Below are 21,327 nucleotides of genomic sequence, written 5' to 3'. Positions count from 1 at the left end.
AAGCGTTGAGCCGATCATAGTCGAACGGCTCGCTTTTTCCTGTCGAGAAGAGAGGGATTCAATCGCGTATCAGCGACGAACCGGACGCTTCTGCAATTTGCGCTGCAAGGTGCGGCGATGCATGCCCAGGGCACGGGCAGTGGCGGAGATGTTGCCTTCATGCTCGGTCAGGACCCGCTGGATATGCTCCCATTGCAGGCGGTCCACCGACATCGGGTTTTCCGGCACCAGGCTATCCAGGTCGGCATGCTCGGACAGCAGCGCAGCCAGCACGTCATCGGCGTCCGCCGGCTTGCACAGGTAGTTGCAGGCACCGCGCTTGATGGCCTCCACGGCGGTGGCGATGCTCGAATAACCGGTGAGGATCAGTACACGCATCTCCGGGTCCAACTCCAGCAGCTTGGGCAGCAGAACCAGTCCGGAATCGCCATCCATCTTCAGGTCCAGCGCGGCATAGTCCGGCAAGTCCTGCTGGGCCAGGGCCAGGCCCTCCTCGGCGGAACCTGCGGTGCTGACGCGAAAGCCCCGGCGGCTCATGGCACGGGCCATCACTCGGGTAAAGGTAGCGTCGTCATCCACCAGCAACAGATGCGGCAGTTCTTCACCTTCGACTTGGATCTCTTCACTCATGGTCGTCTCCTCGGGCGGCACGGGGCAGGCGCAGCTCGGTGAGCGTACCGCCTTCCTCATGACTGTAGAGTTTTACTGAGCCACCGGCGCGGGTCACGCTGGCCTTGCTCAAGAACAGGCCCAGGCCGAAGCCTTTGCCCTTGGTGGTAAAAAACGGTTTGCCAATCTGCTCGGCGATAGCCAAGGGTACTCCAGCACCGTGATCGCGAATACTGATGGTCAGGTCTTCGGCATCCCAGTCCAGGCGCACCTCCAGGCCCTCCGGGCAGGCATCGGCAGCATTGTTGAGCAGGTTGAGCAGGGCCTGGGTCAGGTCCGGTGGCGGCGCCAGGCGCGGCATTTCACCCTGCCCCAGCAAATGGAAGCGATAGCTGGCTTCCGGGCGCATCAGGTGCCAGCGGTTCAGGGCCTCGTCGAGCCACTGGGTGACATCCTGCATCTCTACCGCCATCCGCCGGTTGGCCTCGGCGGCGCGCACCAGTTGTTGCAAGGTTTCCTTGCACAGCTTCACCTGGTCCTGGAGCACGCTGAGGTCGTCCTGCAGCAGCGGATCGGGATGGTCCTGGCGCATTTCCTTGAGCAGCACGCTCATGGTCGCCAGGGGCGTGCCCAACTCATGGGCGGCGCCGGCGGCCTGGGTAGCCACGGCCAGCAATTGCTGGTCACGCAGGCCCTCCTCGCGGCGGATCGCCCGTAGTTCTTCCTGGCGCCGCAACTCCTCGGCCATCCGCGCCGCGAAGAAAGTGATCACCGCCGCAGCCAGGGCAAAGCTCAGCCACATGCCGTAGACCTGCAGGTTTTCCCGGGCGATGGGCAAGGTCTGCAACGGGTAGAACCAGGCCAGCAACAAGGTATAGAGGGCCAGGGCGATCCCCGAGAGCGCCACGGAGTAACGCCAGGGCAAGGTCACCGCAGCGATCGTCAGGGGCACCAGGTAATAGGACACGAAGGGGTTGGTGGAGCCGCCGGAGAAATACAGCAGCACGCTGTGGATAAACAGGTCACAGGCCAGCTGCAGGGCATATTCCAGTTCCGTCACCGGCCAGGAGGTGCGCAGGCGGATGGCCGTAAAGGCGCACAGCACCATGGAGAAGACCAGGGTAATCCCCAGTTGCAGCCAGGGCAGCGGCAGCAGTTCGAGCCAATAGGCAAGCCCCACCGAACCGGCCTGAGCGGCCAGAACCAGGGTGCGGATGAAGGTCAGGCGCCAGAGGTTCTGGCGGGTCGCAGACAGCAATTTTACGGGGGCGAGCATGAGCTCTCCTGATGAGCGCTCCAGGATAATCGGCGGGAGTATAACCATGCCGCCCCCGACACAGGCAAAACTGCGGCAAAGCGCCACAGGAAAAAGCAGCGGCAAGTGGCAAGCTTTCAGCTACAAGCAGAAGCCCCGGGATAAGGGAGGCCAAGGTGTATCAAAGTTGTAATGGGTGCAACTGGGAGTAAAAGCTAGAGTCTTATCGCTCAACGCAAGCGCGAACCTTTGGCTTGCGAACCGTACTCAAGGAGATCCCATGCAGCCTTTCAGTCGCAACCTCGCCCTTCTCGCCCTCGGCGTCGCCTCCCTCGCCAGCCTTCCAGCGCAGGCCGCCGATGAGCTGCACTACAACCAGGTTTCCCTGCGCGCCGAGGCCAGCCAGGAAGTGGCCCGCGACCTGATGATCGTGACCCTCTACAGCGAGTCGCAGAACGCCGATCCGGCCAAGCTGGCGGCAGAAATCAGCACCACCATGAACAAGGCCCTGGAACAGGCACGCCAAGTCAAGGGCATCACCCTGAGCCAGGGCAGCCGCAACAGCTATCCGATCTACGACAGCAAGGGCCAGAAGATCACCGGCTGGCGCGAGCGTGCCGAACTGCGCCTGGAAAGCGCCGACTTCGCCGCCCTGTCCAAGCTCACCGGCGAGTTGCTGACCAACCTGAAGATGGACGGCATGGACTTCGCCATCGCCCCCGCGACCCGCAAGGCCAGCGAGGATGCCCTGCTCAAGGATGCCGTACAGGCGTTCAAGGCCCGGGCACAACTGGCGACCGAAGCCTTGGGCGGCAAGGGCTACAAGATCGTCAACCTGAATCTCAACGCCGATGGTTACCCGCAGCCCTACATGCGTGGCCCCATGATGATTAAGGCTGCCAGCGAAGACGCGTCCTCCTCCGTCACCCCGCAAGTCGAGGCCGGCACCAGCAAGGTCAACATGACCGCCGACGGCGCCATCGAAGTGCTGATGCAGTAAAACGCTTCCGGCCTTCCTGCAAACGGCGGTAACCTCCAAAGCGAGGTTACCGCCGTTTTTCGTTACAGACTGTTTCAAGCCAGCTCAGGAGAATTCACCTTGCTGCCCATGAGTTTGGCGAGTTCTGGATGTTAAAGTGTCGAACCTTAGTATTGCGCCTGTCAGGTATTACTGACGCCTGACAGGTAAATTGCTTTTTTCCTATAAGAGTCTCCTCAATGACCGCTGACCGCATCGGCGAACGCCTGCGTCGCTATCGCCGCGCCGCCAAGAAAACCCTGCGCCAGATTGCTAGTGAATCCGGTCTGACAGCCAGTTTCCTATCCCAGGCAGAGCGTAATCTGACAGGCGTATCCATCTCTTCCCTGGTCAACATCGCCAAGTCGTTGAACGTGCCACTCAATGCCCTGTTCGACCAACCGAGCCAGGCCCAGCCCGACTCCCATGATGGCGAGCGAGTGCGCTATACCATTGAGGGCCAGCCCCTGGCCTACGAACGACTCTCCAGTTCCTTTCCCGGCAACTTGATCAACGCCGTGAAGATGAACATCTCGGTGGGCTACCAATCGGAATTGATTTCCCACGACGGCTCAGAATTTTCTTACGTTCTTTCGGGACAAATCGTCTACACCATCGAAGGTCGCCAATACCCCCTGGGCCCTGGCGATTCGGTGCACTTCGACGCCACCAAGACCCACTGCCTGGCCAACGTCGGCGACGGTCCGGCAGAAGTCCTGACCATTACCACCATGGGCCTTTTCGACGACCGCCCGGCCTCCTGATCCCTACATACAAGGGCTTGCCGAACATCCTGGGCAAACCTTCACACGATAGAAATGTTAGTCATGCTTAATTTTCGTTGACCACAATTTCAGCATGACTTAATTTCCGCACCAGCGAGTCGTCGATCAAGAACACAACAAGTACTCGCCATCGCCGCATAGGGTCCGTGGGGCTCCATCCATCCCCATCGAGATAGAAAGGCGAGTGACCACGGCCCACAAGGCCAATCCTCAGATGCGCCCTAGAAAAAGAAAAAAAGAGGTTTGCATGTGTAAGATTTTCCAGCACCAGTCCTGGCAGGCAACAGGCCCGTCTTTCGACTCTCCGCGCCCCCGCGCCACCCGTATTCCCCGTCATCGCCACCTGGCCGGCCAGCCCCGCCAGCTCGGGCAGAAACAGCTCGGCATCCGCCTGGATAACGCACCAACACGAGGCGTAATCGCCCCTGGCTGCACGCTAAAAAGGCAGCAAATGCACCATAAAGAACCGGCGCAAACGGTCAAATGCGTCAAGTTTTATACAAATGCGTCATTCCTGTACGTTCGTGCCACTCTTTGAGGCTTGTGTCGGCCCCGCACCTTGCATTGGGTATGGGGCCTGCATAAGTATCGGCGGGTCGACTCACAAGGTCGCCCTCAACACAAACAATGACAACAAATCATGAGGCCACCATGTTCAAACAAGCAGTCATTCCGTTTTTAGTCAGCGCCGGTCTGCTGGCCAGCGCCCCCTTCGCCCAGGCCGCGACTAACCTGGTGTTTTGCTCCGAAGGCAGCCCTGCCGGTTTCGACCCGGGCCAGTACACCACCGGAACCGACTTCGACGCCTCTGCGGAAACCATCTTCAACCGCCTGAGCCAGTTCGAACGTGGCGGCACCAAGGTCGTCCCAGGCCTGGCCACCAGCTGGGACATCTCGGAAGACGGCCTGACCTACACCTTCCACCTGCGCGAAGGCGTCAAGTTCCACACCACGCCGTACTTCACTCCCACTCGCAACTTCAACGCCGACGACGTGCTGTTCACCTTCAACCGCATGATCGACAAGAACATGCCGTTCCGTAAGGCGTACCCAACCGAATTCCCGTACTTCACCGACATGGGGATGGATACCAACATCACCAAGATCGAGAAGATCGACGACAAGACCGTCAAGTTCATCCTCAAGTCGGTTGATGCCGCGTTCATCCAGAACCTGGCCATGAGCTTCGCCTCCATCCAGTCCGCCGAGTACGCCGACAAGCTGCTCAAGGAAGGCAAGACCAGCGACATCAACCAGAAGCCGGTCGGCACCGGTCCGTTCGTCTTCAAGAGTTATCAGAAAGACTCCAACATTCGCTACACCGGCAACAAGGACTACTGGCGGCCTGAAGACGTGAAGATCGACAACCTGATCTTCGCCATCACCACCGATCCGTCGGTGCGCATCCAGAAGCTGAAGAAGAACGAGTGCCAGGTCACCCTTTCCCCACGTCCGGCCGACCTCAAGGCGCTCAAGGAAGACAAGGACCTGAAGATGCCTGAACAGGCAGGCTTCAACCTGGGCTACGTCGCCTACAACGTGATGCCGGTCCTCAAGGACCGCACCGATGCCAACCCACTGGCCGACCTGCGGGTCCGCCAGGCGCTGGACATGGCAGTGAACAAGCCGCAGATCATCGACTCGGTCTACCAGGGCGCCGGCCAACTGGCAGTCAACGCCATGCCGCCGACCCAGTGGTCCTACGACACCACCATCAAGGATGCCAAGTACGATCCTGAGAAGGCCCGCCAACTCCTCAAGGAAGCCGGCATCAAGGAAGGCACCCAGATCACCCTGTGGGCCATGCCGGTCCAGCGTCCATACAACCCGAACGCCAAGCTGATGGCCGAGATGCTGCAGTCCGACTGGGCGAAGATCGGCCTGAAGGTGAACATCGTCAGCTTCGAGTGGGGCGAGTACATCAAGCGCTCCAAAGGCGGTGAGAACCAGGCGATGATCATCGGTTGGAGCGGCGACAATGGTGACCCGGACAACTGGCTGGGCACCCTGTTCGGCTGCGATGCCATGAACGGCAACAACTTCTCCAAGTGGTGCGACAAGCCATACGACGCACTGATCAAGCAAGCCCGGGCCACCTCGGACGTGGCCAAGCGCACCGAGCTGTACAAGCAGGCGCAACATATCCTCAAAGATGCAGTCCCGATGACACCGATCGCACACTCGACGGTGTTCCAACCCATGCGCGCCAACGTGCAGGACTTCAAGATCAGCCCGTTCGGTCTGAACGCTTTCTACGGCGTGAGCATCGCCAAATAAAGCGCGGCCATGGCGACGTCCCTGACGTCGCCATGGCTGGACTGGCCCATTGAAAGAATCCAACCCGGACCAGGGAAGGTGTCAATCGACACCCAGCCCAGTGAACTCCAAGGCGATTCGAACAAAGCTGCAGGCATGGAGCCGACCACGGCCCTCGTTTTCGCCCTCGAACCTCGACGCGAGGCAAGACCGTGCCTGCCAGCGGGCAGTAGCTGACATGGTTTGGCATCAATGGCCTATACAGGCTCCAGGAAGGAGCCATGGCCCATTGATCATCACAACAAAAAATGGAGATGGATCATCATGCGTCACTCCTTGATTCTCCCGGCTTTGCTGGGCTGCGGCCTGTTGGCTGCCACCGCTTCAAGCGTCGCTGCCGAGCGCAGCCTGGTGTTCTGCTCCGAAGGCAGCCCGGCCGGCTTTGATACCGCGCAATACACCACCGCCACCGACAACGATGCCGCCGAGCCGCTGTACAACCGCCTGGTGGAATTCGAGAGAGGCGCGACCAACGTCTTGCCCGCCCTGGCCACCCGCTGGGACATCTCCGAGGATGGCCTCAAGTACAGCTTCCACCTGCGCGAGGGCGTGAAGTTCCACAGCACCTCGTACTTCAAGCCGACCCGTGACTTCAATGCCGACGACGTGCTGTTTACCTTCAACCGCATGCTCGACGCCGAACACCCGTTCCGTAAGGCCTACCCGACCGAGTTCCCCTACTTCAACGGCATGAGCCTGAACAAGAACATCGCCAAGGTCGAGAAAACCGACCCACTGACCGTGGTCATGACCCTCAACACTGTGGATGCAGCGTTCATCCAGAACCTGGCCATGAGCTTCGCCGCGATCCTCTCCGCCGAATACGCCGAGCAACTGCTCAAGGCCGGCACGCCCAGCCAGATCAACCAGAAGCCCATCGGCACCGGGCCCTTCGTGTTCCAGCGCTACCAGAAAGATTCGCAGATCCGCTACGCCGCCAACCCACACTACTGGGACCCGAGCCGGGTCAAGCTCGATCGGCTGATCTTCGCCATCAACACCGACGCCTCGGTACGGGTGCAGAAGCTGCGCGCCGGCGAATGCCAGATCACCCTGCATCCGCGCCCTGCGGATATCGAGGCCTTGAAAAACGATCCGAAACTGCAGGTGATCGAAAAGCCCGGGTTCAACCTCGGCTACATCGCCTACAACGTGCAGCACAAGCCCTTCGATCGCCTCGAAGTACGCCAGGCGCTGGACATGGCGGTGAACAAACCGGCCATCCTCAACGCCGTGTACCAGGGCGCCGGGCAACTGGCGGTCAACGCCATGCCCCCCACCCAGTGGTCCTACGACGACAGCATCAAGGACGCCGCCTACAACCCGGAAAAGGCCCGCGAACTGCTCAAGGCCGCCGGCGTCAAGGAAGGCACCGAAATCAACCTCTGGGCCATGCCCGTGCAGCGCCCCTACAACCCCAATGCCAAGCTGATGGCTGAAATGCTGCAAGCGGACTGGGCGAAGATCGGCCTGAAGGTGAAGATCGTCAGCTACGAATGGGGCGAGTACATCAAGCGCACCAAGAACGGTGAGCACGACATCAGCCTGATCGGCTGGACCGGCGACAACGGTGACCCGGACAACTGGCTGGGCACTCTGTATAGCTGCGACGCCATTGGCGGCAACAACTACTCCATGTGGTGCGACCCGCAGTACGACAAGCTGATCAAGCAAGCCAAGATCGTCACCGATCATGAACAACGCAGCGTGCTGTACAAGCAGGCCCAGCAATTGCTCAAGCAGCAAGTGCCGATCACCCCGGTGGCCCATTCGACGATCAACCAACCGCTGAGCGCGAAAGTCGAAGACTTCAAGGTCAGCCCCTTTGGACGCAATTCCTTCTCCGGTGTCAGCCTGACCCCATAACCGACGAGCCTAGAACCGCGAGGACGATTTTCGTCCTCATGCAGGCGTATTGCCTGAATTCGGCGAACGAACCGAATGCAAACGTTTGCGATGCCTTGAATGAGTTCCAAAAACCAGCCGGCCGAAAAAAACCGGCATGTAAAAAAGAAAACAAAGGAGCGTCACCCATGAAACTGAGCAACAGCGCGTTGTTAGCCCTGGCCATCAGCAGCATCACTGCTACGGCCTATGCAGAGAACGTCAGCCAGGACTTCGTCCCGACTGAACTGAACAGCACCAATGCCCAGGCTGAGTCCAAGGGGTTCATCGAAGGCCAGAGCCTGTCCGGGAGCACCCGTAACTGGTACGCCAACGAGTTGAAGCGTCGCAACGACCGCTTCTCCTACAACCACAACGGCCAGCCGACCTCGACCCCACGCCGTATCAACTGGGTCCAGGGCACCATCCTCAACTACACCTCCGGCTTTACCGAAGGCACCGTTGGGGTCAGCACCGAAGTCGCCGCCTACAACGCCATTGCTCTGGACCGTGACCGCAAGGACATCGCCGGCAAGAACAACCGTACCCTGACCCACTCCGACGGCGACGCCGTAGGCCAGTGGAGCAAGCTGGGCCTGGCCAACGTCAAGTTCCGCGTATCCAACACCACCCTGACCGTCGGCCGGCAGAACTTCAGCACGCCGATCGTCGACGTCATCGGCAACCGCCCACTGCCTTCGAGCTTCGAAGGGGCCAGCATCCACAGTGAAGAATTCAACAACCTGTCGTTCGACGCCGGCACCTTCGACCGGGTATCGCCACGGACCGAGCAGAGCCTGTCGAAATTCCGCTCCGAATACACCAACAACAACGCCGAGACCGATCGTGTCAGCCTAGTTGGTGCCAACTACCAGCCGCTCAAGAGCCTGAAGACCAGCCTCTACGCCTCCAAGGTGGAAGACTTCTGGAACCAGTACTACTTCGGTGCCACCCACGAACTGGGTGACAGCTCGGTACTGGCCCTGACCACCGGCCTGAACTACTACAAGACCGTCGATACCGGCAAGAAAGAGATGGGCGAGATCGACAACGATACCTACTCCCTGTCCCTGGGCCTGGCCCACCAGGCCCACAGCCTGACCTTCTCCTACCAGGCGGTGAACGGTAACGAGTACTTCGACTACCTGCACGAAACCAACGGCATCTACCTGGCCAACTCCCTGCTCTCGGACTTCAACGGACCGAACGAAAAGTCGTTCCAGATCGCCTACGGCCTGAACATGGCCGAATACGGCGTGCCCGGCCTCAAGTTCAACATCTACCAGGCCCGCGGCTGGGGCATCGACGGTACTCACTACAAGGGCACCGCCTACGGTGGCTTGAACTCCGAAGGCAAACTGGTCGGCGTCAACACCATGGACGGCGAAACCCACTACGAATACGGCATCGGCGCCAGCTACGCCGTGCAGAGCGGCCCGCTCAAGGCCACCGCGATCCGCGCGACCTACACCACCCACCGCGCGAGCAAGTACCAGGCCGATGGCAACATCAACGAGTTCCGCCTGGTGACCACGGTTCCGTTCAACATTCTCTAACCCGCCAGTTGAAGGGCGGGTTCATGACGAATCCGCCGTTCAAGCTACTCTGGTTCATTCCTTTGCAGGGGGTCCATGATGAAAATGCTTCCCATGAAAGCGGCCTTGAGCGCCGCATTGTTGAGCGTCGCCATAAGCGCCGCGGCCAAACCCTTGGTGGTCTGTACCGAAGCCAGCCCGGAAGGTTTCGATATGGTCCAGTACACGACCGCGGTCACTGCCGACGCAGTGGCGGAAACCATTTTCAACCGGCTGGTGGACTTCAAGCCGGGGACCACGGACATCGAGCCAGCCCTGGCCGAATCCTGGGACATCAGCCCAGACGGCTTGCAATACACCTTCCACCTGCGCAAGGGCGTCAAGTTCCACAGCACCGACTACTTCACCCCGACCCGCGACCTGAACGCCGACGACGTGCTCTGGAGTTTCCAGCGCCAGTTGGACCCGAAACACCCCTGGCATGACAAGTCCAGCGTGGGTTTCCCCTATTTCGAAAGCATGGGCTTCAAGGAACTGCTCAAGAGCGTAGAGAAAGTCGACGACCACACCGTGGTCTTCACACTGACCCGCCGCGAAGCTCCGTTCCTGGCCGACGTGGCCATGGCCTTCTCCTCGATCTTCCCGGCCGAATACGCCGACAAGCTGCTCAAGGAAGGCAAGACCTCTGAGCTCAACAGCAAGCCGATCGGCACCGGTCCGTTCATCTTCACCCGCTATGCCAAGGACGCCCAGGTGCGCTTCAAGGCCAACCCGGACTACTTCCGCGGCAAGCCTCCAGCCGAAACACTGATCCTGGCGATCACCACCGACAACAACGTGCGCCTGCAAAAGCTCAAGGCCAACGAGTGCCAGGTCGCCCTGTATCCCAAGCCCGATGACATCCCCAGCATCAAGGCCGACCCGAACCTGCAGGTGCATGAGCTGGCGGCCATGACCACCGGCTACATCGCCATGAACACCACCCGCAAGTACATGAGCGACGTGCGGGTACGCAAGGCGATCAATATCGCCTTCGACAAGGAAGCCTACGTCAACAGCCTGTATGGCCCGGGCAACGCCCTGGTCGGCACCGGCCCGTACCCACCGACCCTGCTGGGCTTCAACACCAGCCTGAAGAACCCGCCACGGGACCTGGACAAGGCCCGCGCCCTGCTCAAGGAAGCCGGCGTGCCCGAAGGCACCGTGATCACCCTGTTCACCCGCAACGGCGGCGGCCCGACCAACCCCAACCCGCTGCTCGGGGCCCAGATGATGCAGGCCGACCTGGCCAAGATCGGCCTGAAGCTGGATATTCGCGTGATGGAATGGGGCGAGATGCTCAAGCGCGCCAAGAACGGCGAGCACGACATGGTCTCGGCCGGCTGGGCCGGGGATAACGGTGACCCGGATAACTTCCTGACGCCGAACCTGAGTTGTGACGCGGCGAAAAACGGCGAAAACTATGCCCGCTGGTGCAACAAGACCTTCCAGGACCTGATCGACCAGGCTCGCTCCGACGCCGACTCGGCCAAGCGCGCCGAACTCTATGAAAAGGCCCTGCTGGTCTTTGAGCAGGATCAACCCTGGATCCCCATGGCCTATCCGAAAATGTTCACCGCCATGCGCAAGAACGTCGAGGGGTATCACCAGAGCCCCCTGACCACCAATAACTTCGCTACCACCCAGGTGAAGTAATAAGAAACGCCCGCCGTCCCTGACCCAGGGGCGGCGGAAACGCCTAACCGGCTGACTGAGGTACTTCAGAAGATGTTTAGTTTTATTGCCCGCCGTGTGGGGTTGCTGATCCCCACATTTTTCGGCATCACCTTGCTGACATTCGCCTTGATACGCATGATCCCCGGCGATCCCGTGGAAGTCATGATGGGCGAACGTCGGGTCGACCCCGAGATGCATGCCCAGGCAATGGAACGCCTTGGATTGAACAAACCGCTGTACGCCCAGTACCTGGACTACATCGGCAAGCTGGCCTACGGTGACCTGGGCGAATCCCTGCGTACCCGTACCAGCGTATGGAGCGAGTTCTCCTCGCTGTTCCCCGCGACCCTGGAGCTGGCCATGTCCGCCCTGCTGTTCGCCGGCGTCATCGGCCTGCTGGCCGGGGTCATCGCCGCCCTCAGGCGCGGCTCGCTGTTCGACCACGGGGTGATGGGGATTTCCCTCGCCGGCTACTCGATGCCGATCTTCTGGTGGGGCCTGATCCTGATCATGTTCTTCTCGGTGAGCCTGGGCTGGACCCCGGTTTCCGGACGTATCGACCTGCTCTACGACATCGAGCCCAAGACCGGCTTCATGCTGGTCGACACCCTGCTGGCCGGCGACACCAGTGCCTTCTTCGACGCACTGAAGCACCTGATCCTGCCTTCCATCGTGCTGGGTACCATCCCCCTGGCGGTGATCGCGCGGATGACCCGCTCCTCGATGCTCGAAGTGCTGCGCGAGGACTACATCCGTACCGCCAAGGCCAAGGGCCTGTCGCCCAACCGGGTGGTCTTCGTCCATGGCCTGCGCAACGCGCTGATCCCGGTACTGACCGTGGTCGGCCTGCAAGTCGGCACCCTGCTGGCCGGTGCGGTCCTGACCGAAACCATCTTTTCCTGGCCCGGCATCGGTAAATGGCTGATCGAAGCCATCGGCGCCCGGGACTATCCCGTGGTGCAGAACGGCATCCTGTTGATCGCCTGCCTGGTGATCATGGTCAACTTCGTGGTGGACATCCTCTACGGCTTTGCCAACCCACGCATCCGTCATCAGCGCTGAGGCCAAGACACATGAGTACTCCAACTTCCTCGGTAGCAGTCGATCAAAGCCTGCTCTATCCGTCCGTCTACAAAGAATTCTGGCAACACTTCTCCCACAACAAGGGCGCCGTCGCCGGCCTGATGTTCATGCTGCTGATCGTGTTCTGCGCGATCTTCGCACCCTGGGTGGCCCCCCATGACCCCAGCGAGCAATACCGCGACTTCCTGCTGACCCCACCGGCCTGGCTCGAAGGCGGGCAGTTGCAGTTCCTACTGGGCACCGACGAGCTGGGCCGCGACCTGCTCTCGCGCCTGATCCAGGGTTCGCGCCTGTCGCTGCTGATCGGCCTGTCGTCGGTGGTGATGTCGCTGATCCCGGGGATCCTGCTGGGCCTGTTCGCCGGCTTCTTCCCGCGCCTGCTGGGCCCAAGCATCATGCGCCTGATGGACATCATGCTGGCCCTGCCTTCGCTGCTGCTGGCCGTGGCCATCGTCGCCATCCTCGGCCCAGGCCTGATCAACACCGTGATCGCCATTGCCGTGGTCTCGCTGCCGTCCTACGTGCGCCTGACCCGCGCCGCGGTGATGGGCGAACTCAACCGCGACTACGTGACCGCCGCACGCCTGGCCGGTGCCGGCCTGCCGCGCCTGATGTTCATCACCGTGCTGCCCAACTGCATGGCACCACTGATCGTCCAGGCCACCTTGAGCTTCTCTTCGGCGATCCTCGACGCCGCCGCCCTGGGCTTCCTCGGCCTCGGCGTGCAGCCGCCTACCCCTGAGTGGGGCACCATGCTGGCCTCGGCCCGCGACTACATCGAACGCGCCTGGTGGGTAGTGAGCCTGCCCGGCCTGACCATTTTGCTCAGCGTGCTGGCAATCAACCTGATGGGCGACGGCCTGCGCGATGCGCTGGACCCGAAACTCAAGAATGCCGCCTGAGGAGATTCCCATGTCACTGTTAGAAATCAAGAATCTCAATGTCCGTTTTGGCGACGCCAAGGCTGTTCCCGTGGTGGACGGCCTGGACCTCAAGGTCGATAAGGGCGAAGTACTGGCCATCGTCGGCGAGTCCGGCTCCGGCAAGTCGGTGACCATGATGGCCCTGATGGGCCTGATCGAGCACCCCGGCATCGTCACCGCCGACGCCATGAACTTCGACGGCAAGGACATGCTCAAGCTCAGCGCCCGCCAGCGCCGGCAGATCGTCGGCAAGGACCTGGCCATGGTCTTCCAGGACCCGATGACCGCGCTGAACCCCAGCTACACCGTGGGCTTCCAGATCGAGGAAGTGCTGCGCCTGCACCTGAAGATGTCCGGCAAGGCCGCCCGCAAGCGCGCCATCGAACTGTTGGAGAAGGTCGAGATCCCCGGCGCCGCCAGCCGCATGGACGCCTACCCGCACCAGCTGTCCGGGGGCATGAGCCAGCGCGTGGCAATCGCCATGGCCATCGCCGGCGAACCCAAGCTGCTGATCGCCGACGAACCCACCACCGCCCTGGACGTGACCATCCAGGCACAGATCATGGACCTGCTGCTGAGCCTGCAGAAAGAGCAGAACATGGGCCTGGTGCTGATCACCCACGACCTGGCCGTGGTGGCCGAGACCGCCCAGCGCGTCTGCGTGATGTACGCCGGCCAGACGGTGGAAGTGGGCAAGGTGCCGGAGCTGTTCGACATCCCCGCGCACCCTTACAGCGAAGCCCTGCTGGCGGCGATTCCCGAGCACAGCCTGGGCGCCTCGCGGCTCTCGACCCTGCCGGGCATCGTTCCCGGTCGCTACGACCGGCCCCAAGGCTGCCTGCTGTCGCCACGCTGCCCCTACGTCCAGGAAAACTGCCGCCAGCAGCGGCCTAGTCTCGATCCGCAAGCCGCCAGCCTGGTGCGCTGCTTCTACCCGCTGAACCAGGAGGTGGCGTGATGGCCGTCGTTCTAACCGCCCGCGACCTGACCCGTCACTACGAAGTGTCCCGGGGCCTGTTCAAGGGCCACGCCACCGTTCGCGCACTCAATGGCGTGTCCTTCGAACTCGAGGCCGGCAAGACCCTGGCCGTGGTGGGCGAATCCGGTTGCGGCAAGTCCACCCTGGCCCGGGCCCTGACCCTGATCGAGGAGCCATCTTCGGGCTCGCTGCAGATCGCCGGCCATGAGGTCAAGGGCGCCACCAAGGAGCAGCGCAAGCAACTGCGCCGCGACGTGCAGATGGTGTTCCAGAGCCCCTACGCCTCGCTCAACCCACGGCAGAAGATCGGTGACCAGCTGGCCGAGCCATTGCTGATCAACACCAAGCTGTCGGCCACCGAGCGCCGCGAGAAAGTCCAGGCGATGATGAAGCAGGTGGGCCTGCGCCCCGAGCATTACCAGCGCTACCCGCATATGTTCTCCGGCGGCCAGCGCCAGCGTATCGCCCTGGCCCGGGCGATGATGCTGCAACCCAAAGTGCTGGTGGCGGATGAACCGACCTCGGCCCTGGACGTATCGATCCAGGCCCAGGTGCTGAACCTGTTCATGGACCTGCAGCAGGAATTCAATACTGCCTACGTGTTCATCTCGCACAACCTGGCGGTGGTGCGCCACGTCGCTGACCAGGTGCTGGTGATGTACCTGGGCCGGCCAGTGGAAATGGGCCCCAAGGAGGACATCTACACCCGTCCCCTGCACCCCTACACCCAGGCCCTGCTCTCGGCCACCCCGGCCATCCATCCGGACCCGGACAAGCCGAAGATCAAGATCGCCGGCGAGCTGCCCAACCCTCTGAACCCGCCGCCCGGCTGCGCCTTCCACAAGCGCTGCCCGTACGCCACCGAGCGTTGCAGCACCGAAGAGCCGGCCTTGCGCCAGCTCGACAGCCGCCAGGTGGCCTGCCACTACGCCGAGCAGTTCTTGTAACGAGCATGAAAAAGGCGCCCCCCGGAACCTGCGGGAGCGCCTGAACCTTGTTGCACCGGCCCCTCCCGACGGATTGCGCATCGATCCGTTGCGAGGGGCTTTTTTTCAGCCCTGGTCAGGCTCGCCGTCGTCGGTGGTCTGGTCGTCATCGCCCGAGCTGCCGCCCTGCCCTTCATCCCCCGGCTCCGACTCGGACTTGGCCAGCATCTGCACGGGCGTGCCCTGGCTCGACGAGTATCCGGGCTCCTTGACCTGCAACAGGTTGTTGGCCCAGGCCGCCGACATGCCCAGCGATAGCAGCACCAGCACTTTGATCAGCAACACCACGCGTTGAAAAATTCTCATAGCCGATTCCATCCCTTCAAAGGTGAATCATCGAAGGCTGCAAACCGTGCCTTGCAACGGCCACAGCACAACCTGAAACCTAGTCGCGATACCCGGGACTTTCCAGATAGCCAGCTATCGATCCCCTCGCCAGGAGCCCCCGCCCGACTAACGGTGAGGGGTGCCATGAGCTTGCCAGCAGGCACAAAAAAGCCCCGCGGTCTGCACCGCGGGGCTTGGGGTGTGGCAGGCGAACTTAGTGGTGTTCGCGGGTCGCGCGGAATTTCACGTCCGGCCAGCGCTCTTCCATCAGCGCCAGGTTGACCCGGGTCGGCGCCAGGTAGGTCAGGTGACCGCCGCCGTCCAGCGCCAGGTTTTCCACCGCCTTGTTGGAAAACTCCTCCAGCTTCTTCTTGTCGTCGCAGCTGATCCAGCGAGCGGACCACACGGTGATCGGCTCGTAGGCGCATTCGACCTTGTATTCCTCCTTCAGGCGGCTGGCCACCACATCGAACTGCAGCACACCGACGGCGCCGAGGATGATGTCGTTGCTGCGCTCGGGGAAGAACACCTGGGTCGCACCCTCTTCGGCCAGCTGTTGCAGGCCCTGGCGCAGTTGCTTGGACTTGAGCGGGTCCTTCAGGCGCACACGGCGGAACAGTTCCGGGGCGAAGTGCGGGATACCGGTGAAACCCAGGGCCTCGCCTTCGGTGAAGGTGTCGCCGATCTGGATGGTGCCGTGGTTGTGCAGGCCGATGATGTCGCCGGCATAGGCTTCTTCCAGTTGCTCACGCTCGGAGGAGAAGAAGGTCAGGGCGTCGCCGATGCGCACGTCCTTGCCGGTGCGCACGTGGCGCATCTTCATGCCCTTCTCGTACTTGCCCGAGCAGATGCGCATGAAGGCGATGCGGTCGCGGTGCTTGGGGTCCATGTTCGCCTGGATCTTGAACACAAAGCCCGAGAACTTCTCTTCCTGGGGCGCCACGCTGCGCTCGTTGGCCGCCCGTGGCAGCGGCAGCGGGGCCCAGTCCACTACGGCGTCGAGCACATGGTCGACCCCGAAGTTGCCCAGGGCGGTGCCGAAGAACACCGGGGTCAGGTGGCCGTCGAGGAACTCCTGCTGGTCGAACTCGTGGCAGGCGCCCTGCACCAGTTCCAGCTGCTCGAGGAAACGCTCGTACTCGTCGCCCAGGTGGGCACGGGCTTCGGCGGAGTCGAGCTTCTCGATGATCTTGGTCTCGGTGCGCTCGTGGCCGTGGCCCGGGGTGTAGACGATGATGTAGTCGCCCGCCAGGTGGTACACGCCCTTGAAGTCGCGGTAGCAACCGATCGGCCAGGTAATCGGCGCGGCCTTGATCTTCAGTACCGCCTCGATTTCGTCCAGCAGTTCGATCGGGTCGCGGATGTCGCGGTCCAGCTTGTTGATGAAGCTGACGATCGGCGTATCCCGCAGGCGGCAGACGTCCATCAGGGCAATGGTCCGCGGCTCTACGCCCTTACCGCCGTCGAGCACCATCAGCGCCGAGTCCACCGCGGTCAGGGTGCGGTAGGTGTCTTCCGAGAAGTCTTCGTGGCCGGGGGTGTCCAGCAGGTTGATCATGTGTTCGCGATAGGGGAACTGCATGACCGACGTCGTGATGGAAATGCCGCGCTGCTTCTCCATCTCCATCCAGTCGGAGGTGGCGTGGCGGTCGGACTTACGCGACTTGACGGTACCCGCCACCGCAATGGCCTTGCCCATCAGCAACAGCTTTTCGGTGATGGTGGTCTTACCCGCATCCGGGTGGGAAATAATGGCGAAAGTGCGGCGTTTCGCGACTTCGGCGGCCTGTTGGGTCATGGGAAATCGCCTGGCGGTGATCAAAAAAGGGCGGCGAGTATAGCGCAAAGCACACTCCCCGAACCACCGTTCAGCCCCGCCCCCCCCTGTAGCCGCTGTCTAGCGCTAGCGCAGACTGCGACCCGGCGCGCAGCGCCCGCAACCCGGCCATCCCTCCCCTGGATCACCGCCTCGCGCCGCAAGGTAGCGGCCACAAGGGTGGCCAAACGCCGTTAACTATGGAACCTTTTAAAAGGTGGAGACGTCCACTTCCCTGCCAGGTGCTCATCAGATGCCTGGAATATCAGCAAGTTAGCTTGACGAAGCTGCGCTCATGGTTCGTTCGCCGCCGCCCTGCCGGCACTCGACGAACTGCTTTTCGCGGGGATTTTCCCGGCAGTCGGCCACGGCCCTGCCACAGGGGAAAGCGCCCGCCGACCGATAAGAAGAAGGAGTCCGCCCGTGGCTATTCGCTATGGCAAAGGGCTGATAGGAGGGGTTGCGGTCATTGCCCTCCTGGCCCTGCTGGTCCACTGGATCGGCATCAAGACGATCGAACACTACCGCGACGATCTACTGTTCTACCTGCAAGCTCATCTGTTCCTGGTCCTGGCGTCCATGTGCGCCGCCCTGCTGGTCGGCATTCCCGCCGGCATCCTCCTCAGCCGCCCTGCCATGGCCAGGCGCGCCGAGCGCTTCATGCAAGTGTTCAACATCGGTAACACCGTGCCTCCCCTGGCCGTCCTGGCCATCGCCCTCGGGGTCCTCGGCATCGGCAGCGGACCGGCGATCTTCGCCCTGTTCCTCGCCTCCCTCCTGCCCATCGTGCGCAATACCTATGAAGGCCTGAAGAACGTCCAGGGCTCGCTCAAGGAAGCCGCTATCGGCATCGGCATGACCCCGCGCCAGGTGCTGTGGAAAGTCGAATTGCCCAATGCCGTGCCGATCATCGTCGGCGGCGTGCGGGTAGCCCTGGCGATCAACGTCGGCACCGCGCCCCTGGCTTTCCTGATCGGCGCCAACAGCCTGGGCAGCCTGATCTTCCCCGGCATCGCCCTGAACAACCAGCCGCAACTGCTGCTCGGCGCCGCCTGCACCGCGCTGCTGGCGCTGCTTCTGGACGGCCTGGTGACCCTGGCCAGCCGCCTCTGGCTGGAACGCGGCCTGCGTCCGTCCTGACCAGCACGAGCCTTGGAGTGAACATGAAGAAAACAAGCCTGTTACTCGGCTGCGTCCTGCTGTTTGCCAGCCTGGCCCACGCCGCGGAAAAACCGCTGATCCGCATCGGCGCCCGGGTCTTCACCGAACAGACCCTGCTGGCGGAAATCACCTCCCAGTACCTGCGCAGCAAGGGCTACGACACCCGGGTCACCGGCGGCCTGGGCAGCAACCTGGCCCGCAGTGCCCAGGAAAGCGGCCAGCTGGACCTGATCTGGGAATACACCGGGGTGTCGCTGGTGGCCTACAACCACATCGACGAAAAGCTCGACAAGCAGCAGTCGTACGCCCGGGTGAAAGCACTCGACGCGAAAAAAGGCCTGGTCTGGTTGTCGCCGTCCAAGTTCAGCAACACCTATGCCCTGGCGCTGCCGGAAAACGTGGCCAAGGAACATCCACAAATCAACAGCATCAGCGACCTGACCCGGGCCCTGGCCGAAAACACCCGGGAAAACCGCCTGGTAGCCCTGGACACCGAGTTCGCCAACCGTTCCGACGGCATGGCCGGGATGGTCAAGCTGTATGACATGGCCCTGACCCGCAAGAACACCCGGCAGATGGACGCCGGCCTGGTCTACACCGCCTTGCGCAATGGCCAGGTGTTTGCCGGCCTGGTCTACACCACCGACGGGCGTCTTAGCGCCTTCAAGCTCAAATTGCTGGAGGACGACAAGCACTACTTCCCGGACTACACCGCCGCTCCCGTGGTGCGCCAGGCCTACCTCGAAGCTCACCCGCAACTGGCCGCCGAACTGGAGCCGCTGGCGGCGCTGTTCGACGACGAAACCATGCGCCAGCTGAACGCGCGGGTCGACGTCGACCATGAAAGCCCCTCCGCCGTGGCCGCAGATTTCCTGCGCCAGCACCCGATCAACTAAAGAGGAGAAGACATGGAATTCTTGAACGCCTTTTCCCATCTCGATTGGGCCCAGGTGCTGCACCTGACCTGGCAACACATCACCCTGGTGGGCATCGCCGTCACCCTGGCCATCGTCTTTGGCGTGCCCCTGGGCGTGCTGATGACCCGCTTTCCCAGCCTCGCCGGGCCCTTGCAGGCCAGCGCCACGGTGTTGCTGACCATCCCGTCCATCGCCCTGTTCGGCCTGCTGCTGCCGTTCTACTCCACGTTCGGCCAGGGCCTGGGGCCGCTGCCGGCGATCACCGCCGTGTTCCTTTATTCCCTGTTGCCGATCATGCGCAACACCTACCTGGCGCTGACCGGCGTCGAACCGGGCATCCGCGAGGCCGCCCGGGGCATCGGCATGACCTTCGGCCAGCGCCTGCGCATGGTCGAGCTGCCCATCGCGGTGCCGGTGATCCTCGCCGGAGTACGCACCGCGGTGGTGATGAACATCGGCGTCATGACCATCGCCGCCACCATCGGCGCCGGCGGCCTGGGGGTGCTGATCCTGGCCTCCATCAGCCGCAGCGACATGTCGATGCTGATCGTCGGCGCCGTGCTGGTCAGCCTCCTGGCCATCTTTGCCGACCTGCTTCTGCAATGGCTGCAACGTTCGCTGACGCCAAAAGGATTGAGCCCACTAGGAGCCCTGAAATGATCGAACTACAGAACCTGAGCAAGACCTTTCGCAGCAACGGCAAGGATGTCAAAGCCGTCGACTCGGTCAGCCTGACCGTCAACGAAGGCGAGATCTGCGTATTCCTCGGCCCCTCCGGCTGCGGCAAGAGCACTACGCTGAAGATGATCAACCGCCTGATCATGCCCACCTCGGGCAAGGTGCTGATCAACGGCGAGGACACCACCGGCCTGGACGAAGTGACCTTGCGCCGCAACATCGGCTACGTGATCCAGCAGATCGGCCTGTTTCCCAACATGACCATCGAGGAAAACATCACCGTGGTGCCACGCCTGCTGGGCTGGGACAAGCAGAAGTGCCACGACCGCGCCCGCGAGCTGATGAGCATGATCAAGCTCGAACCCAAGCAGTACCTGCATCGCTACCCACGCGAGCTGTCTGGCGGCCAGCAACAGCGGATCGGGGTGATCCGCGCCCTGGCCGCCGAGGCTCCGCTGCTGCTGATGGACGAGCCTTTCGGTGCAGTGGACCCGATCAACCGCGAGATGATCCAGAACGAGTTCTTCGAGATGCAGCGGGCACTGAACAAGACCGTGATCATGGTCAGCCACGACATCGACGAGGCCATCAAGCTGGGGGACAAGATCGCCATCTTCCGCGCCGGCAAACTGCTGCAGATCGACCACCCGGATACCCTGCTGGCCCACCCGGCGGACGACTTCGTCAGCCACTTCGTCGGCCAGGACAGCACCCTCAAGCGCCTGCTGCTGGTCAAGGCCGAGGACGCGGCCGACAACGCGCCGTCGGTGAGCCCGGACACCCCGGTGGCCGAGGCCCTGGAGCTGATGGACGAGCACGACCGACGCTACGTGGTGGTGACCTGCACCGAGAACAAAGCCTTGGGTTATGTACGACGCCGTGACCTGCACCGTCAGAACGGCACCTGCGGCCAATTCCTGCGGGAATTCAATGCCACCGCCGTCTACGACGAGCATCTACGGATTCTTCTGTCACGCATGTACGAGTTCAACCGCTCGTGGCTGCCGGTGATGGACGCCGAGCGGGTGTTCCTCGGCGAAGTGACCCAGGAATCCATTGCCGCCTACCTCAGCTCGGGCCGCTCCCGGGGGATGAAGACCCATATCGTCTCGCCGGCTGAAATAGCGGCCTCCTGATCAATAAACAACCAACAGCGCCCCTATGGCGCGGTGGCCTGCTCGCGCTGGACCATGCAGCGACCCTTCTTTTCATAAAGGAAGGGAACCGCTGCGCGGTCCAGCGAAAACCAGCACCCTCGCCAACCTATTTTTGGCGCTCCCACGTGCCGAAAAAAAATATCAACACTCGCGCCTATGGCAGCCCTCCAGCGAGCGGTTGC

At 62.1% G+C, this 21,327-nt stretch carries 18 protein-coding genes; 14 read left to right on the top strand and 4 right to left on the bottom strand.

All coding sequences use genetic code 11. The features are described 5' to 3' along the window. Nucleotides 1-69: 69 nt before the first annotated feature. Nucleotides 70-630, bottom strand: coding sequence for a response regulator transcription factor (locus I9018_RS04530; protein ID WP_068575759.1), 561 nt, complete (start codon nucleotides 628-630; stop codon nucleotides 70-72). Next, entirely contained in the window at nucleotides 623-1,885 is a 1,263-nt protein-coding gene (locus I9018_RS04525; protein ID WP_068575758.1) for an ATP-binding protein, read from the bottom strand. Before I9018_RS04525 ends, I9018_RS04530 begins: the two co-directional genes overlap by 8 nt. Before the next feature lie 259 nt (nucleotides 1,886-2,144). Here I9018_RS04525 and I9018_RS04520 point away from each other — a divergent pair, with 259 nt between their 5' ends. The 10 genes from I9018_RS04520 (at nucleotide 2,145) to I9018_RS04475 (ending at nucleotide 15,050) form a co-directional block, all read left to right on the top strand. Further along, entirely contained in the window at nucleotides 2,145-2,864 is a 720-nt protein-coding gene (locus I9018_RS04520) for an SIMPL domain-containing protein (RefSeq protein ID WP_241108836.1), read from the top strand. Between the two features lie 218 nt (nucleotides 2,865-3,082). Beyond that, entirely contained in the window at nucleotides 3,083-3,646 is a 564-nt protein-coding gene (locus tag I9018_RS04515; protein WP_068575755.1) for a cupin domain-containing protein, read from the top strand. A gap of 672 nt (nucleotides 3,647-4,318) precedes the next feature. After that, complete coding sequence (locus tag I9018_RS04510) at nucleotides 4,319-5,944, top strand: ABC transporter substrate-binding protein (RefSeq protein WP_068575754.1); 1,626 nt, start codon at nucleotides 4,319-4,321, stop codon at nucleotides 5,942-5,944. 303 nt (nucleotides 5,945-6,247) lie between these two features. Then, nucleotides 6,248-7,849 (top strand): ABC transporter substrate-binding protein, encoded by a 1,602-nt coding sequence (locus I9018_RS04505; protein WP_241108835.1) that lies wholly within the window; start codon nucleotides 6,248-6,250, stop codon nucleotides 7,847-7,849. Nucleotides 7,850-8,016: 167 nt separating this feature from the next. After that, nucleotides 8,017-9,423 (top strand): OprD family porin, encoded by a 1,407-nt coding sequence (locus tag I9018_RS04500; protein WP_241108834.1) that lies wholly within the window; start codon nucleotides 8,017-8,019, stop codon nucleotides 9,421-9,423. Between the two features lie 78 nt (nucleotides 9,424-9,501). Next, nucleotides 9,502-11,097, top strand: coding sequence for an ABC transporter substrate-binding protein (locus I9018_RS04495; protein ID WP_124345741.1), 1,596 nt, complete (start codon nucleotides 9,502-9,504; stop codon nucleotides 11,095-11,097). 72 nt (nucleotides 11,098-11,169) lie between these two features. Next, nucleotides 11,170-12,180: an ABC transporter permease subunit gene (locus I9018_RS04490; RefSeq protein ID WP_241108833.1), complete on the top strand. Its 1,011-nt coding sequence runs from the start codon at nucleotides 11,170-11,172 to the stop codon at nucleotides 12,178-12,180. Nucleotides 12,181-12,191: 11 nt separating this feature from the next. Further along, the gene (locus I9018_RS04485) at nucleotides 12,192-13,103 is read left to right on the top strand and encodes an ABC transporter permease subunit (protein WP_068575747.1); all 912 of its coding nucleotides are present in this window, start codon (nucleotides 12,192-12,194) and stop codon (nucleotides 13,101-13,103) included. A gap of 10 nt (nucleotides 13,104-13,113) precedes the next feature. Next, nucleotides 13,114-14,082: an ABC transporter ATP-binding protein gene (locus I9018_RS04480; protein ID WP_068575745.1), complete on the top strand. Its 969-nt coding sequence runs from the start codon at nucleotides 13,114-13,116 to the stop codon at nucleotides 14,080-14,082. Then, on the top strand, nucleotides 14,082-15,050 hold the full coding sequence (locus I9018_RS04475; protein ID WP_068575744.1) for a peptide ABC transporter ATP-binding protein: 969 nt from the start codon (nucleotides 14,082-14,084) through the stop codon (nucleotides 15,048-15,050). The genes I9018_RS04480 and I9018_RS04475 overlap by 1 nt, the downstream gene beginning before the upstream one ends. A 105-nt stretch (nucleotides 15,051-15,155) precedes the next feature. On the opposite strand, the gene I9018_RS04470 is transcribed toward I9018_RS04475, so the two are convergent. Then, the gene (locus tag I9018_RS04470) at nucleotides 15,156-15,395 is read right to left on the bottom strand and encodes a hypothetical protein (RefSeq protein WP_068575742.1); all 240 of its coding nucleotides are present in this window, start codon (nucleotides 15,393-15,395) and stop codon (nucleotides 15,156-15,158) included. Between the two features lie 235 nt (nucleotides 15,396-15,630). Beyond that, nucleotides 15,631-17,214 carry a peptide chain release factor 3 gene (locus tag I9018_RS04465; protein WP_022642288.1) on the bottom strand — a complete coding sequence of 528 codons (1,584 nt, stop codon included), beginning with the start codon at nucleotides 17,212-17,214 and terminating at the stop codon, nucleotides 15,631-15,633. 441 nt (nucleotides 17,215-17,655) lie between these two features. On the opposite strand from I9018_RS04465, the gene I9018_RS04460 reads away from it, so the two are divergent. The 4 genes from I9018_RS04460 to I9018_RS04445 are packed head-to-tail and all read left to right on the top strand — an operon-like array spanning nucleotide 17,656 to nucleotide 21,124. Continuing rightward, nucleotides 17,656-18,372, top strand: coding sequence for an ABC transporter permease (locus I9018_RS04460; protein ID WP_241108832.1), 717 nt, complete (start codon nucleotides 17,656-17,658; stop codon nucleotides 18,370-18,372). A gap of 23 nt (nucleotides 18,373-18,395) precedes the next feature. After that, nucleotides 18,396-19,289, top strand: coding sequence for a glycine betaine ABC transporter substrate-binding protein (locus tag I9018_RS04455; RefSeq protein ID WP_241108831.1), 894 nt, complete (start codon nucleotides 18,396-18,398; stop codon nucleotides 19,287-19,289). A 12-nt stretch (nucleotides 19,290-19,301) separates the two neighbouring features. After that, nucleotides 19,302-19,970, top strand: a complete 669-nt coding sequence (locus tag I9018_RS04450; protein ID WP_068575734.1) for an ABC transporter permease — start codon at nucleotides 19,302-19,304, stop codon at nucleotides 19,968-19,970. Next, a complete protein-coding gene (locus I9018_RS04445) occupies nucleotides 19,967-21,124 on the top strand; it encodes an ABC transporter ATP-binding protein (protein WP_241108830.1) in 1,158 nt (385 codons plus the stop codon). The genes I9018_RS04450 and I9018_RS04445 overlap by 4 nt, the downstream gene beginning before the upstream one ends. The last annotated feature ends 203 nt before the right edge of the window (nucleotides 21,125-21,327 follow it).

Origin of the sequence: Pseudomonas sp. MPFS (genome assembly GCF_022537035.1) — a bacterium.
Lineage (GTDB): Bacteria > Pseudomonadota > Gammaproteobacteria > Pseudomonadales > Pseudomonadaceae > Aquipseudomonas > Aquipseudomonas sessilinigenes.
This window is presented reverse-complemented; position numbering and strand designations above follow the sequence as displayed.

Excerpts from the sequence above, each read along its gene's own strand:
- I9018_RS04530 (WP_068575759.1), bottom strand. The coding sequence starts at position 630 with ATGAGTGAAGAGATCCAAGTCGAAGGTGAAGAACTGCCGCATCTGTTG.
- I9018_RS04475 (WP_068575744.1), top strand. The coding sequence starts at position 14,082 with ATGGCCGTCGTTCTAACCGCCCGCGACCTGACCCGTCACTACGAAGTG.
- I9018_RS04470 (WP_068575742.1), bottom strand. The coding sequence starts at position 15,395 with ATGAGAATTTTTCAACGCGTGGTGTTGCTGATCAAAGTGCTGGTGCTG.
- I9018_RS04445 (WP_241108830.1), top strand. The coding sequence starts at position 19,967 with ATGATCGAACTACAGAACCTGAGCAAGACCTTTCGCAGCAACGGCAAG.
- I9018_RS04505 (WP_241108835.1), top strand. The coding sequence starts at position 6,248 with ATGCGTCACTCCTTGATTCTCCCGGCTTTGCTGGGCTGCGGCCTGTTG.
- I9018_RS04520 (WP_241108836.1), top strand. The coding sequence starts at position 2,145 with ATGCAGCCTTTCAGTCGCAACCTCGCCCTTCTCGCCCTCGGCGTCGCC.
- I9018_RS04515 (WP_068575755.1), top strand. The coding sequence starts at position 3,083 with ATGACCGCTGACCGCATCGGCGAACGCCTGCGTCGCTATCGCCGCGCC.
- I9018_RS04465 (WP_022642288.1), bottom strand. The coding sequence starts at position 17,214 with ATGACCCAACAGGCCGCCGAAGTCGCGAAACGCCGCACTTTCGCCATT.
- I9018_RS04490 (WP_241108833.1), top strand. The coding sequence starts at position 11,170 with ATGTTTAGTTTTATTGCCCGCCGTGTGGGGTTGCTGATCCCCACATTT.
- I9018_RS04525 (WP_068575758.1), bottom strand. The coding sequence starts at position 1,885 with ATGCTCGCCCCCGTAAAATTGCTGTCTGCGACCCGCCAGAACCTCTGG.
- I9018_RS04500 (WP_241108834.1), top strand. The coding sequence starts at position 8,017 with ATGAAACTGAGCAACAGCGCGTTGTTAGCCCTGGCCATCAGCAGCATC.
- I9018_RS04485 (WP_068575747.1), top strand. The coding sequence starts at position 12,192 with ATGAGTACTCCAACTTCCTCGGTAGCAGTCGATCAAAGCCTGCTCTAT.
- I9018_RS04495 (WP_124345741.1), top strand. The coding sequence starts at position 9,502 with ATGAAAATGCTTCCCATGAAAGCGGCCTTGAGCGCCGCATTGTTGAGC.
- I9018_RS04510 (WP_068575754.1), top strand. The coding sequence starts at position 4,319 with ATGTTCAAACAAGCAGTCATTCCGTTTTTAGTCAGCGCCGGTCTGCTG.
- I9018_RS04455 (WP_241108831.1), top strand. The coding sequence starts at position 18,396 with ATGAAGAAAACAAGCCTGTTACTCGGCTGCGTCCTGCTGTTTGCCAGC.
- I9018_RS04480 (WP_068575745.1), top strand. The coding sequence starts at position 13,114 with ATGTCACTGTTAGAAATCAAGAATCTCAATGTCCGTTTTGGCGACGCC.
- I9018_RS04450 (WP_068575734.1), top strand. The coding sequence starts at position 19,302 with ATGGAATTCTTGAACGCCTTTTCCCATCTCGATTGGGCCCAGGTGCTG.